This window comes from Aeromonas fluvialis, from assembly GCF_000819885.1.
Lineage (GTDB): Bacteria > Pseudomonadota > Gammaproteobacteria > Enterobacterales > Aeromonadaceae > Aeromonas > Aeromonas fluvialis.
In genome coordinates this window covers 170793-184726 of record NZ_CDBO01000011.1, presented here as the reverse complement: position 1 = coordinate 184726, position 13934 = coordinate 170793, and the positions used below count along the sequence as shown (strand labels likewise).

Genomic DNA, 13934 nt, shown 5'->3' with positions numbered 1-13934 from the left:
TCAGTGTCCAGCCAGCAGCTTTTCAACTTCTTCCGGTTTGTCGTGTACACCAAAGCGGTCAACGATAGTGGCACTCGCCTCGTTCAAACCAATCAGCTCAACCTCGGTGCCCTCACGGCGGAACTTGATGACCACCTTGTCCAGCGCAGTGACAGCGGTGATGTCCCAGAAGTGGGCGTGGGTGAGGTCGATCACCACTTTCTCTACCACCTCCTTGAAGTCGAATCCGGCAAAGAACTGCTCGGCACTGGCGAAGAACACCTGGCCCCGTACCAGATAGGTGCGTACCTCACCTTTACGCTCGCTGTCGCTCTTGACTAGCATGAAGCGGGCGACCTTGCTGGCGAAGAACAGGGAGGCGAGCAGTACCCCGACAAATACCCCAAGCGCCAGGTTATGGGTAGCAACGACCACAGCCACTGTTGCCGCCATCACGATATTGGTAGAGAGCGGGTGCTTTTTGAGGTTGCGCAGTGAATCCCAAGAGAACGTGCCGATAGAGACCATGATCATCACGGCTACCAGGGCCGCCATGGGTATTTGGCGGATCCACTCATCCATGAAGACCACCATCAGGATGAGCAGGGTGCCAGCCACAAAGGTAGATAGGCGGCCACGGCCACCGGATTTGATGTTGATGATGGACTGACCAATCATGGCGCAGCCCGCCATGCCACCCATCAGGCCCGCACCAATATTGGCGATCCCCTGGCCCTTGCACTCGCGATTGCGGTCGCTGCTGGTATCAGTCAGGTCATCGACAATGGCCGCCGTCATCATGGATTCGAGCAGACCGACCACAGCCAGACCTGCGGAGTAGGGGAAAATAATCGCCAGCGTCTCCAGATTGAGTGGCACTTCGGGCCACAGGAAGATGGGCAGGGTATCGGGCAGTTCGCCCATATCGCCTACAGTGCGGATATCGATCCCCATTGTGATGGCGACTGCCGTCAGGATGACGATGCAGAGCAGCGGAGAAGGCACTAGCTTGCCAACCACCGGAATAAGCGGGAACAGATAGATGATGCCAAGGCCAGCTGCTGTCATGGCATAGACCTGCCAGGTGACGTTGGTGAGCTCAGGCAACTGGGCCATAAAGATGAGGATCGCCAGCGCATTGACGAAGCCGGTCACCACCGAGCGGGAGACAAACCGCATCAGGCTGCCCAGTTTCAGGTAACCCGCTGCGATCTGGAGTACCCCAGTGAGCAGGGTTGCTGCCAGCAGATATTGCAGGCCATGCTCTTTGACCAGGGTCACCATCAGGAGTGCCATTGCGCCTGTGGCTGCCGAGATCATGCCTGGACGACCGCCAACAAAGGCTATGACCACGGCGATACAGAAGGAGGCATAGAGGCCGACTTTGGGGTCTACTCCAGCAATAATGGAGAAGGCGATGGCTTCTGGGATCAGCGCCAGGGCGACCACGATTCCGGCTAACAGGTCACCACGGATGTTGGAGAACCATTCTTGTCTTGCACGTTCTAGCATGGGGAGATTTTCTCGCTTGTTTAGGATCCATAGCACAACGCCCCCATCGGCTTGGGGGTCAGATGGAGTTCGGGCAGGATCAGATTGTTGTATTGGGATCTAATGGGTGTAAGAAAGCGCTCCGGTTGTGACAACCAGAGTCAGGCGGCAGGAGCCGCAGAGGGAGGGGTTAGGGCGGCGTTACAGTCACGCCAGTATGCGATTTGTTCATGGGCGGAAAATGATAGCAGAGAGGAGCTTGTATAGATAGAGCTCTCATTTTTGCAAAACACTTTTTTAATTTTCCACCCTAGGGGGCGAATATAACCACACATCATCACTGATGTTATATTTCTGATTTCTATTCTCTCTCAGCTTATGAATTTTAAATCCATTACCAAGTGACAGAGCATTAATTTATTATGTCAATCCAATTAATCTTGGTTTATAAAAGCGACTTTCATATGTTATTTTCAATAAAATCGTGTGAGGGGTTGTAAAACTGGGCTCTCTTCGCTGCGTAGCAGCGGAATGTTCAAACGCTGAAATTTAATTCAAGCTCTCATAATTAGTAAATGGACAGTTTTCCGAATTTTTCAAGTGGGGGGATGCGAAAAAATTTTGAAAATCATTCTGTTTGGATGAATGTTAACCAATTGAGCTGGTTTTATCCTCTCAGCCCCCGACTGATTACTTATTGGCAAACCCCATGTTCAATCCGCCCCACAAGCTCGATAACAGCCTGAACACCCATCGGTGTAGTCAATAGATCGGCAGGTGCTACGCCACCAAGGCCCCATGCAGGACGGTGTAACCACGACAATGCCATGACGGCATCGTTTTCCTGAAGGGACAGAGCGGCATCAAGGGCGAGCACTACTCCATACACCCTGGCACCTTGTGATATTGATAGAGGGGTATCTGCTTTGAGCCTGCGAGTCACAGTGCTCTGGCTAATACCAGCCAGCTTACATATCACACCAACATTAGTTCTAACGAGCGCAGCTAACTGATGGATGATGTCCGTAGGAACCCCAGCCACAATCCACAGGTGAGCACTCAGTGCTTCACGAGGAACACCCAAGGGGTCAAGAAGTGTCGCTCTAAGGTTCGGGTTATGGACTGCATCGGGTCTCATGTTACATTCCTCTGTCTGCATGGGCTCTTTATCATGCCCTATCTCCCCCCACACTGTCGTGCCCAGTGCTCAACAAAGTTTGCACATGTTGCAGGGCCGACACTTGGTTTCCAACCAACTAGGTTGGTGTCTTGATTTATTGATGGACATCATGAGCAACCCCGAGCAATATTCTATAGTTTCGAAGCGTTCGATTAGGAATAGGGGCTATGCCTATTTATACAAGTGTTTTAAAGTTGGATAAACCAATCGGAACACCACTCCATCAAGTAGAGGTGAGCGTCTATTCCAGCCCGTATGGTGGCTACATCAGAGTCAGTGAAATGGATGTTCACAATGAGAATGCTGCCGCATTCACATCCGCTTTAATGTCCGCAGATGAGTGTCGTGCCCTTGCTCGGTCACTAGACGCGATGGCTTCCGTTCTTGAACAATCGGAAAAAAATGGTGATATGTCCTAGCACCGAGGAGAGTCGATGACTGAGCTGATCTGTACTGAGCCTGGCATAGGTATTGAGCTTGGGACTACTTTTCAGGTTCTATCGGAGAACGGCTCTGAATGGGAAATCCTGTTGGGTAATGAATACCGAAGGGTCAACAAACGCAGCGGGCGCGTTACAGGTTGGAAAACACCTCCAAAATTTGAGTGCAAAGACATCCAAAAATAACAAATGAGAGTTCAATGCTGGTTATGCCAGTGATAAATAGCCAGCCCAGGTTACTCCCACATCAAAAGCAGAAGATATTATAGTTTTCATAAAGCCTTAAATAAGGAGCTTAGCATGCTCGTAAAAGAAATTGTGCCAACAGAGCAGGTCGTTGACATTCTCTGTGATGTCTGTGGTCGTAGTACAAAAACGAATTTTGGAACCAATCAATACGGCTCGTTATCGGCGGATTTTGGCTATGGTTCCCGTCACGATGGTGAGCGTTATCTGGTGCATCTGTGTGAAATGTGTTTTTTCGGTATACTCGCAACAATGAGGGAGATGCATCGCGGGGATCATATGTTTGACGATGACTATGAGGCCGCAGACCCAAATACATTTGGGCGTGATTATTCTAATAGGGAGATAATCTGAATAGTATGCCCCTATATTCGAGGTTGTGTGGAGAGAACTATTTCCTATCATCGACTCATTCTGTGAGCCAATGATATTCTCCAATCGGCTCATTTCGTGAGCCGATCAAGATCGTTCATCGGCTCATCTGGTGAGGTGGTCTCAACGCTCACTACCACCTAGATTAAGTTTTTGGCTACACAGTTTCATAGAAGATTGGCACCATGGCCCTAGGTAGATCCAGACGCGATTTAGCTCACGTCCTTTTGAATAATGCTATTTTTCGAATCATCTTGGTGCCAAAAACAGTGGAGCTGATGCTGGTATTGAGAGATAATTTTCCTGATATAAAAATGTGATACATGAGGCTAAAAAATGAATGACTTTTTGAAAACACTGATGAATATTCGTAGCCTGCGAGCTGCACTGCGTGAGCTGTCATTTGAGCAGCTGGTCGAAATCAGAGAAAAATTTGAAGAGATTTTTGCTGAGCGTGAGCAGCAAGAGACCAAATTGAGAGAAGAATCTGCCGAGCGCCTGCAAAAGCTGGCCGAGTTCACCGAGATGCTGAAACAAGCAGGCATCGATCCGAGCGAGCTGGTTGGTACTGTGGCTCCAGCGAAAGCTGACGGTTCAGCCAAAGCCAAACGCGCTCCTCGCCCTGCAAAATACAGGTATACCGAGGATGGTCAGGAGAAGACCTGGACTGGTCAGGGGCGCATGCCTAAGGCTATCGCAGAAGCTGTTGCGAATGGTCGAGCATTGGAAGAGTTCTTGATCTAGTGCTGAGAGCCCATGCCAGCTCGGCGTGGGCCTTTAATTCTATCTGTAGTAGGAGCACCGTATGGGGAGGACATTAGAGGATATCATCGAGTCTGAATCATCCGAGGTAGTCCAGAGAGCCAAGGAGCATGCCGAAGAGCTGCGAGTTCATATTGCTGTGACCAAATTGCTTTCAAATCGCAGTGCAGGTGATGTTCCTGAAATTAATCCCGATGTTCTAAATATTTTGTTGTCGCTCAAAAGGTCTGTTGAGAGTAATGACTGTCGGCTAAGTTTATTCGTCCATATGCCAGATGGTACGCATCATGGCGTCAACATTTAGTTGTTTTTATAATCCATCATGGATTAAACAGTTTCATACGGACAGCACCTTACAAAGCAATCCGAGCTATTGCTTTCTGAACCAGCCTAACAGAATGTGTCATTATTCCTAGTCAGACATAGAGGTGTAGCAGGTCTGACGCAGAGCATCAATAGTCGTTGACTCCATCGACACAACAGACATAACACTAACAGCAATGCTGTTAATAATTTTCTCTCTTGGGCCCTTGCGCCAACTATCGCTTTGGTAAAAGGCATCAAGAGATTTTTCCCTATGCTCAGGGTTATCAAAAGCTCGAACCAAAACATAGCTGTCTGGATCATGTTGCGACTGACCATAAGTGACTACATCAATTCCAGCGGCCTGATGCAAAGGAACGCTGATACTTCGCATGATCTGATGAAATCCATTACCTGCACTTGGCTGTAAAGTGTACTGGAGAAACTCGACCGTTCTCATTAAAGATCCTTCATATCAACTTAAATAGATACGGATACTGTACATGAGGCTTCTCAAAAATACATTTAAAGGTGAGATGCCCGTAGGGATTACCGCAGCTTGCGCTGCATGGGGCCACACCCAAGAGAATGCCATCTTATCTGCTCACTCATATGCCTGACGGCACTCATCATGGCGTCAAAATTTAATTTATGCGCTTTATTAGTTCGTCAATAGAGGCTCTAATCCACCAAATTAAAACAACTCCCGCAGGGAGAGTCCAAACAATTTAACAGATAGAGTCTTTTCAGACTCCCACAGTGGAGCCAATATGGCCCCAGTGGATCTGATAGCGTGTATTGCGTCCGCCACCAGGTAATTTCTCAATGCACCCCTTATCCACCAATTGCGCAAGATGGCGTGTAGCGGTCGCTTTGCTTACTCCGGCCACTTTTTGATACTGGCTTGCATTGATGCCATTTTCAAAACCCTGTTCGCCGCCATCCAGTAAACGATTCAGCACTTTGGTTTGCTCTGGACTCAGATCGTCATTACAGTGCCGCAACCAGAAAAATGTCTTGGCGAGAGAACGATCAATAACCTGTAATGCCAGCTCTATGGAGTAATCCAGTGTGTCGAGGAACCAACAGATCCAGGAGGTAATATCTAGCGAGCCCCTCTGCGCTGACTCAAGCGCTCGATAGTAGTCACCCCGCAGCTCTAGAATGGCAACTGACATGGCATACAGCCGGATGCTGTGGCTGTCAGCCTGTGACAGCGCGAGGTCGGTCAGTGCCCGCGCTAACCGCCCATTGCCATCATCAACGGGATGCAGCGTCACGAACCAGAAATGGCAGATCGCCGCACGAAGCAGTGGATCCATCGTGGGGTCATGCTGAGTCTGGTTAAACCAGGGGATGAACTCGGCCAGTTGATCGTCCAGAGCGGCTCTGGGCGGTGCCTCAAAATGCACGGTAGGGCGATCAACACGCCCAGAGACAACCAGCATCGGCTCATCTCCTCGCAACTGCCCTACGTTCATTGGCTGTACCGACCATTCGTTGACAGGGAACAGCCAACGATGCCATTGGTAAAGTCGTTCAATTGTCAGTGGTTGTTCATGGTTGTCGATGGCATCCAGCATCATGGCCGCGAGCCCCTCTGAGCGCTCTGATACTGGATAGGACTGAGTTTGTGAGCTCCCTAACCGCCTAGCCAGGGAAGATCGCACGGATTGGGCATTGAGACGTTCGCCTTCGATAGCGGACGAGGCGATGATGTTAGCCAATAACGTGTCCAACGTTTGGTCGGGGTTCCCCAACCTGGAATGACTACCGATTAGAATTCCCTGTCTGCGTTGAACCTGCCGTAATCTGGGCAATATCTCGCTATCCCGCCAACGAAAATGGGGCCAATCTGCTTGTTGCCAAATCCAAAATGGTTCCATTATTTCCTCATCCAACATGCTAGGGTCTCAAGAATGAGCCGACCCAGCCCATCATTCGGCTCAATGTTTGAGCCGAATATAACACATGCAGCAGACCAGCAGAGCTGGTAATGAGGATGGGGATACAGGCTGAAAATCTCAGACAGGAGCTGACGAAAAACTGGATTTATTGCTGCTGTGTGGTGCTATAGCAACCAGTAGATAGACAAGGCGGGAGTTCGTTTTCGTTTCGAATGGTTCTTGTGAGCTTGCAGCTTGCGCTGCATGAAGCCACGCACACGCAGATGCCGTCTGGTCTGCTTATTCATATGCCTGAAGGCACTCACTATGCCGTCACTGTGAATAATTATAGGGAAATTTAGTTTTATCTGGGTTAAGAGATAATTATTTGGCAAATATATCTATGGCAGCAAATCGCGAATGTCACACCCCATAACCCTGGCAAGACGATAAGCCTTTTCCAGGGTGACATTGACCTCACCACGCTCAATTCGTCCTACGTAGCTTCTATCAATTTCGGCCGCATATGCGAGTGCATCTTGCGATACGCCCAATTGAAGCCGTCTATCACGTACAGCATCACCAAATTTTTTTGCTAGCTCTTGCATGTCTCGCCTCTCGCTGGCGAGCACTATCTCTGGTTGTCTGGCTAACAACCACGGATTATAATCCGCAACCGAGTTTAGATTTCCACTAAATGTTTTCGTTCGAGGCCCAGGATTACTTATGAGCTCCCAGACCGTGTGGTTACCAACCGCGCTCTACACCGCACTCATTCGATGGCAGATGGATGACTTCACTGCGACAGGATTTGTAAATGCCATTTTTGGTGACAAAGCAGAATCGCAGATACGTCAGCGGCGTTATACCTTCATTTATCGGCATCTGATCAAGCTCGTAAATCAGGGACTTCTAAAAAGGAAGACAGTTGATGATGGGAGGCGCTTTTCTCATTTCATCAGGACTCCCAAGTTCGATGAAGTGCATTTCAAGGAGGAATTTATTGGGCCTTGTGCGCTTGTAACGGAATCGGGTAAGGAGCGTAAGTCGGAAACGTATGAATCCGTCCTGGAAGGACTGATCGCGAGAGCACAGCACTACCGTAAGGGGTTGCAGGAATGTGATTCAATGCTCGCTGAGTACCAGCAATTAAGAGTGGACTTCTCCATATTGGATCCAGCGATTGAAAGGGCCATCAACAATACCGTTGCAGAGAAACGCGATTTGCGGGGCAGGCTGGAGGCCGTGGAGAGGCTTTTGAGGGGGTTGATTGCGTTTAGAAGCGCCTCTTGATGTAACCGTTCAGCGTCAGGGGATTGATGCACACAGTTCGGAGTGAATGGGGTAATCCGTTTTCTCGATGCGGGCTCGGACAATGGTATGCAGTCACTCTTGGGGGCAACGTCCCAAGCGCTTGGTCGTCTCAACCAACGAAAGTAAGCGTTGACGAAACCGCTCCCCACTCTGGGCGATAACAGCCACGTTGCGCAGTACATGGGCCCAGCAAAGCAGGCGCAGACTCGTGCAGACAAACCGGTAGCCAGCATACAGGCCCGCCACCAATACGCCAGCCAACTCCTACTCCAGCAGGCGTTCGAGAGGATCTACTTGGCCCACAGGTTCCAGTGACTCAGGTCGAGCAAACGCCTGTCGTGGAAGTGAAGGATGAGGTGCGAAAGGGATTGGAAGAATTGGAGGCCAAGGCGAAATCTAATCGATTTGAAATTCAGGAATATCAGGCCACGTTCGCCGAATACAATGAGCTACGAGCAGATTTCCCCGCGCTAGTGGCAACCATTGATAGTGTGCTCAGGCACACCAGTCAGAAATTTCAGTCCTTACGAGGACGGTTGGCAGCCGTGGAGGAGGTGATGAGGACGTTGGGTTAAGGCCGCTAGAAAGAAGGTAAAATGCAGCCAATCCAGATGACCTGTAAAGTCAGGCCACACACTACGGTGGCCTGACGCTAGTAGGCATACAATAATGCATAAACCCAAACAGCCCGCCGCATCTCTTAGTTGTAAGGCTTTATCGTCAGCTCATTGGCATAGCGATTAGAAGTGTATACTTCTGCGGTTCGCACCACCATGCGCACTTAGTGCAATAGAACCCAGCATCTTAGCACGAAATCAAACCACTGATTTTTAAGTGGTTAGCAAAGACACACACAGTAAAAACCATCACCTATAGTACATAATGGTTCGAATCCTGCCTGGGACGCCACCCATCATCACCTTTTCGCATTCACTCATCTCTTTGGCGACGAGTACAAGGTCCGGCAGCACTCTTTTTGCTCCATTCAACTCCTCACCGGGTCACAAGCAATTGTATTCACGCGACATGCGGTATCTGTCCTGTCTGATAAACTGCCTCTCTTTGGCTGAACCCCGCGGCAAAGCCTGTTGCTTCATCTTGCAAAGGAGTGTTGGATGCCCATTTGTTCCTGTTGGGATAGATCCACCGGTTTTGCCTTGCTGACCATTGTGCTGTGGGCCTCACTGGCGGCGCTGACGTCACGGGTCACCAGCGTGTCACCACTGGTGCTGGTCGGGCTGGTGCTGTTTTTCTGCGGGGTCGGGGCCTTGCCGTTTTGGCGCCAATGGCGCGCTCGCCCCATTACCTGGCTGGTGACGGTTACGGCATTGCTGCTCTACCATCTGCTGCTCTTTATGAGTTTTCGCCATGCCCCGGTGCTGGAGGCCAACCTCATCAACTACCTCTGGCCGCTCTGCATCATTCTGTTCACCCCGCTGTTGTTGCCCGGCCATCCACTCCATGCCCGTCATCTGCTGGCTGGCGCCTTTGGTCTGGCGGGCTCCATGCTGGTGATGGTCAATGGCGAGCTGCAACTGCAACAGACCTATCTGCCGGGATACCTGCTGGCACTGGGCGCGGCTGTCGTCTGGGGGGCCTATTCGGTGCTGTCACGCCGTCTGCCACCGGCACCTGCCGTGGTCACTGCGGCAGCCTGCCTGCCCGCAGGTTTGCTGGCGCTGCTGCTCGCCCGTCTGCTGGAGGGGCCCCTGCCACTCGCGCAGATCCCCACCAGTGACTGGAGCCTCATCATCGGGCTGGCGCTGGGCCCCATGGGGGCGGCCTTTGTGACCTGGTATCTGGCACTGCGAGACGGCGATCCACGCCGGATCGGTGCCCTTGCCTACCTGACACCGCTGCTGAGCACCTTGCTGCTGGTGTTGCTCAATGGAGAAGCGCTGACCTCGCGCCATCTGCTGGCCGGTGCACTTATTATGGGAGGCGCCCTGCTCGGTATGCTGGGCCAACGCAACAGCGCTCAGGTATCCCGAGCCAGTTAAGCCGGCAAGATAGGGCTACCTGACCGTGCTGTCATAAAAACGCCATCATCCCTGTTTAGGCTCTGGCCACGCTCCCCCATGGTCTGTGCTGACAGGAATTACCCCGTGAAAATCGCCCATTACGCCACCCTATCCTCCCTTGTTTTGTTACTGGTTGCGGGAGGACAGGCGCTGGCCCTCTACCACGGCTGGCAACAGCTTGCCCGCACCAATCAGGCCCAGCATCAGCACGAGACGCTGCAACAACTGGTGACGGTGACCCTGCAAAACAGCCTGCGTGACTACCTCAACAGCGGCGATCCACAGCAACTGACCGCTGCGGAGAAGATCCGCCAGCAAGCACTCTCCTCACTGGCCGCTCAGGATGATGCCGTGGCGGCCCCGCTCAGACAGCAACTCGAACAGATGGCGCAGCGCATCGCGCACGACTATCAGGCCGCAGGCAAGCTCTCGGGCAACAGCCAGCTGCTGCTGCAAAATGCGGAGAGTGAGCTGGGCAGCCAAGCCATGGCGCTGATCCGCTATGGGGAGCAAGGCGCCAGCACAGAACAATCTGCCGCAGCACAGCAATATCGCCGCGGTGCGGCCGAGATCCTGGCTGGCCTGCCGCGCCTCGCCCATTTGCGCCAAAGCTATATGGAGCAGGGCAATGAAAAGCTGCTCGAAGGGATCCGCTTTGAGCTGGAGGCACTGCAAAAACAGGCGCAAGCGCTGCAAGCCTTGCCGCTGCTCGGCCTGTATGAAGAGGCGCCCGCCGATGAATTCACGCTGGGGGAGCCGGTACGCAAGGAGCTGGGAGATCAACCGCGCAGCGAATTACGCTCGCTGCTGGGCCGCTATCCGCAGGAGCTGGCCAACAGCCGCACGGCGCTACAACAGCAACAGGCTGGCCGCCAGACCGTGCAGCAAGACATCATGGCCATGTTGCAAGCGACCAGACAGATGGGGGAACAACTAGCCCGCGAACGGCAAGCCGTCAATCAGGAGCTGGCCACCATCCTCGGCACGCTGGCGCTCTGTCTGGTGATAGTCGCCCTGCTGTTTGCGCTGGTGCAACGACGTTGGCTGCTCACCCCCTTGTTGCGACTGCGTGGAGCTTTTATGCAACTCGATCAGACGGGGCAGGCCGAGCCGTTGCCTACCGGGCGCGATCGCAACGAGCTGGCCGATATTGTTGCCAGCTACAATCGGCTGATCGGTCGTCTGCAACTGGACCAACAGCAAAAAGAGGGGCAGCTGTCAGCGGTATCCCTCAGTCTGCAAGGGATGGTCAGTCAGGTTGACGAGATCCACCACAGCACCCGCACCACCGAACAGGTGGTCGACGAGAGCGGTCAGATGATGGATGAGCTGAACCAGCTGGCCGGAGAGGTCCATCAGGTCGCCGCCGACATCGCCCAGCATGCCCACCATAACGAACAGGCGATGAGCCAGAGCGAAGATCTGGTGGGGAGCATGCTGCACGCCACTCATCAGACAGGACTGGCGATTGACGAGAGCGATGAGGCACTGCAAGCCCTCACCCGCTCGGTTGCCGATGTGACGGCCATTGTCGATGTGATCGGTCATATCGCTCAGCAGACCAACTTGCTGGCCCTCAACGCCGCCATCGAAGCGGCCCGCGCAGGGGAGCAGGGGCGCGGCTTTGCCGTGGTTGCCGATGAAGTGCGCCACCTCTCGGCCAATACCCAGCAATCCCTCAACCAGATCACCGATATTTTGGGGCGTCTGACCCAATCCGGTGAACAGCTTGGCACTGTACTGAACCGGATCACCCGCGAGTCAAGCCGCCAGCGGGCGCAGGCGGAGCAACTGCGCCAGACCACCCAGGCGGTGCGGGAGATCGCCCGCAACACCGCAGTGATTGCCCTGCAGGGCGCCGACAACGCCAAAAGTCAGGAACACAAGCTGGCCAGTTTTGCCGATCTGATCACCCGTATCCATCAGCATGCCCGTCAGGTGAGTCAGCTATCGGTTCAGGTCTCATCCCATATTCACCATCAGGCGCAGCAGATCCCCCGCATCCTCGGCCAGCAAGGCTGACCCCTATTCGCCCCCACATCCCCATCAGATCACTTTCCCTCAACCAGAGGGAAAGTTTTTTTGTAGCACAAAATTATATATTGCCGACAGGTTAACTGCACCCTCTTCACCCATACCGGATGAAAACCCCACTGGCGCAGGCCACTGCCTCATGAAAACGCTCTCATTGCCGTGATACCTGCCATGAGGCTGTTTACGACCTTGCCCATGATTATTTGCACTCGGTCATACTTTTGAAACGTTGGGGGAACTTTTCATTGATATTTCGCACCGCGAACGTACTCTTGACGTTGTCCGATAGCCAAGTATCGGAACATAAAAAAACAACATGTGATGATCAGGACTGCCAACGACGAGGTGTGCCAAGACATCCGGGTTTGCAGATAACCAAAGACACGATTTTTTGCCCTTCGGGGTTTTGATTGCAATGCCAATACCGAGCGGTAGGCCCGAAGCCAGCTGCCGGAAAAAATGCTAAGTCCATAAAATCAGGAGCAATAAAAATGGAAAAAGTGATTTTCAAGCGCGCCGCGTTGAGTGCCGCTGTAGTAGCTGCGCTGGTCGCCCCCGGTATGGCGTTGGCAGCACAGGATATGATGAGCCAAGAGTATGGTGAGGCTTATGAAACCTTTATCAATGATGGGAAGTTGACCGGTGGTCTCTTCTATTTCCAGCGTGACCGTACTCGCCTTGAAGGTGGTCCTGACGGCGACGGCAAATATCACTCTAATTTGGATCATGGTACAACCCAACTTGCTCTCAACTACAACTCTGGCTATTTGTGGGATGTCGTGGGTATCGATATCGGTGGTTTCACCGCCTATGACTTGAGCTCTGATGAGACTAATCCCGTCAATGAGGAAAACGAATTTACTTTCATTGGTACAAAATGGGGCGGAAAAATGGATGGCAAGGCCGAAGGTGGAGCCAGCCTAAGCAACGCTGCATTAAAACTGAAGTTTCTTGATGGTGCCGTGACCGCGAAAGGCGGTTACACCCAACTCTATGTACCAGGTATGCTCGGCGTTAACTGGTCCTATCAACCAGGCACCTACCGTGGTGGCCAATTGGAAGGTAACTTTGGTAACGTATATCTGACTTATGCCTATGCTGACGAGTATAAAGCACCATGGTATAAGGATACTGCTGGGTTCTCCAAGCAAACGATGTATGCAGGGAAAGATGCCTTTAAACATGGTAACAGCATTGATTACATCCATGGTTTTGGTGCGCGTTATACCTTCGATAATGGCACGGCCATCACAGGTTCTTTTGGCCAGTCTGAAGGCTACATGGATAGCTACCACGCCAAGATTGCCCATAAGTTTGATGTACTAGGTGGCCTCAACTCCAGCTATCAATTTTATGGCTCGAACACCGACAACAATGACTATGACGGTTTGGCGCAATATCATGCCATTACTTTTGCCGCAGGCCATGGCCCATACAGTTATCGACTGGAAGGCACTTACACCAGAGCCGATGGTGAGCTGGGTAACTACTTGCCACGTCTGACCCGCGGTTACGGCAATTCCCAGGGTGCTAACGAAATTTGGTGGGACTCTCGCTCTGACTGGAACGCTGATAACGAAAAAGCTGTGTTTGCCGGTGTCACGCGTTCTCTGGATGATTTGGTCGGCGCGCCAGGCTGGGCTGTTGGTGTCTCAGGTGCCTATGGTTGGGATGCGGAATACACTTACGGTTCCAATAACCTGACTGGTGGTGAAGAGTGGGCCGTCAACTTCGATGTCATGTACACAGTACAAGACGGTAAACTTAAAGGCACCTTGTTCAAGCTGCATTACACCGACTATAACAACAAGCAAGATGAGCTTGGTAGCTGGGCATATCCGAACATGTTCACTTCCGAACATGACGTCAAGTTCCACATCATCATGCCGTTTACCATCATGTAATC

The 13934-nt window shown here is 52.1% G+C and carries 14 protein-coding genes and 2 pseudogenes; 9 read left to right on the top strand and 7 right to left on the bottom strand.

What is annotated here, in order from left to right; genetic code table 11:
• Positions 1–1491, bottom strand: coding sequence for a SulP family inorganic anion transporter (locus BN1125_RS02990; RefSeq protein ID WP_042010606.1), 1491 nt, complete (start codon positions 1489–1491; stop codon positions 1–3).
• Between the two features lie 673 nt (positions 1492–2164).
• Entirely contained in the window at positions 2165–2608 is a 444-nt protein-coding gene (locus BN1125_RS02985; protein WP_042010740.1) for an antitoxin Xre/MbcA/ParS toxin-binding domain-containing protein, read from the bottom strand.
• Positions 2609–2817: 209 nt separating this feature from the next.
• On the opposite strand from BN1125_RS02985, the gene BN1125_RS18850 reads away from it, so the two are divergent.
• The 4 genes from BN1125_RS18850 to BN1125_RS02970 all read left to right on the top strand — a co-directional run bounded on the left by BN1125_RS18850 (position 2818) and on the right by BN1125_RS02970 (position 4452).
• The gene (locus BN1125_RS18850) at positions 2818–3069 is read left to right on the top strand and encodes a hypothetical protein (protein ID WP_125602553.1); all 252 of its coding nucleotides are present in this window, start codon (positions 2818–2820) and stop codon (positions 3067–3069) included.
• Positions 3070–3084: 15 nt separating this feature from the next.
• Complete coding sequence (locus BN1125_RS02980; RefSeq protein WP_042010605.1) at positions 3085–3276, top strand: hypothetical protein; 192 nt, start codon at positions 3085–3087, stop codon at positions 3274–3276.
• Between the two features lie 114 nt (positions 3277–3390).
• On the top strand, positions 3391–3690 hold the full coding sequence (locus BN1125_RS02975; RefSeq protein WP_042010604.1) for a hypothetical protein: 300 nt from the start codon (positions 3391–3393) through the stop codon (positions 3688–3690).
• Between the two features lie 354 nt (positions 3691–4044).
• On the top strand, positions 4045–4452 hold the full coding sequence (locus BN1125_RS02970; RefSeq protein WP_042010603.1) for an H-NS family histone-like protein: 408 nt from the start codon (positions 4045–4047) through the stop codon (positions 4450–4452).
• Between the two features lie 430 nt (positions 4453–4882).
• Here BN1125_RS02970 and BN1125_RS02960 read toward each other — a convergent pair whose 3' ends face one another.
• The 4 genes and pseudogenes from BN1125_RS02960 to BN1125_RS18310 form a co-directional block, all read right to left on the bottom strand.
• Complete coding sequence (locus BN1125_RS02960; protein WP_042010601.1) at positions 4883–5233, bottom strand: NIPSNAP family protein; 351 nt, start codon at positions 5231–5233, stop codon at positions 4883–4885.
• Between the two features lie 286 nt (positions 5234–5519).
• Positions 5520–6359: a Fic family protein gene (locus BN1125_RS02955; protein ID WP_223290132.1), complete on the bottom strand. Its 840-nt coding sequence runs from the start codon at positions 6357–6359 to the stop codon at positions 5520–5522.
• Positions 6360–6425: 66 nt separating this feature from the next.
• Positions 6426–6659: pseudogene (locus BN1125_RS19455) on the bottom strand (DUF4172 domain-containing protein); the annotation flags it as partial.
• A 401-nt stretch (positions 6660–7060) separates the two neighbouring features.
• Positions 7061–7267: a helix-turn-helix domain-containing protein gene (locus BN1125_RS18310; RefSeq protein ID WP_005895552.1), complete on the bottom strand. Its 207-nt coding sequence runs from the start codon at positions 7265–7267 to the stop codon at positions 7061–7063.
• Positions 7268–7385: 118 nt separating this feature from the next.
• Here BN1125_RS18310 and BN1125_RS02950 point away from each other — a divergent pair, with 118 nt between their 5' ends.
• Positions 7386–7952 carry a hypothetical protein gene (locus tag BN1125_RS02950; protein ID WP_042010600.1) on the top strand — a complete coding sequence of 189 codons (567 nt, stop codon included), beginning with the start codon at positions 7386–7388 and terminating at the stop codon, positions 7950–7952.
• A 15-nt stretch (positions 7953–7967) separates the two neighbouring features.
• Here BN1125_RS02950 and BN1125_RS18845 read toward each other — a convergent pair.
• A pseudogene (locus BN1125_RS18845) lies at positions 7968–8237 on the bottom strand (hypothetical protein); the annotation flags it as partial.
• Positions 8238–8284: 47 nt separating this feature from the next.
• Here BN1125_RS18845 and BN1125_RS02940 point away from each other — a divergent pair.
• From BN1125_RS02940 to BN1125_RS02925, 4 genes are all read left to right on the top strand, one after another.
• Positions 8285–8548, top strand: coding sequence for a hypothetical protein (locus BN1125_RS02940; protein ID WP_052446031.1), 264 nt, complete (start codon positions 8285–8287; stop codon positions 8546–8548).
• A gap of 540 nt (positions 8549–9088) precedes the next feature.
• On the top strand, positions 9089–9973 hold the full coding sequence (locus BN1125_RS02935) for a DMT family transporter (protein ID WP_042010598.1): 885 nt from the start codon (positions 9089–9091) through the stop codon (positions 9971–9973).
• 105 nt (positions 9974–10078) lie between these two features.
• Positions 10079–12016 (top strand): methyl-accepting chemotaxis protein, encoded by a 1938-nt coding sequence (locus BN1125_RS02930; protein WP_042010597.1) that lies wholly within the window; start codon positions 10079–10081, stop codon positions 12014–12016.
• A gap of 503 nt (positions 12017–12519) precedes the next feature.
• Positions 12520–13932 (top strand): OprD family outer membrane porin, encoded by a 1413-nt coding sequence (locus BN1125_RS02925; protein WP_042010596.1) that lies wholly within the window; start codon positions 12520–12522, stop codon positions 13930–13932.
• Positions 13933–13934: the final 2 nt, after the last annotated feature.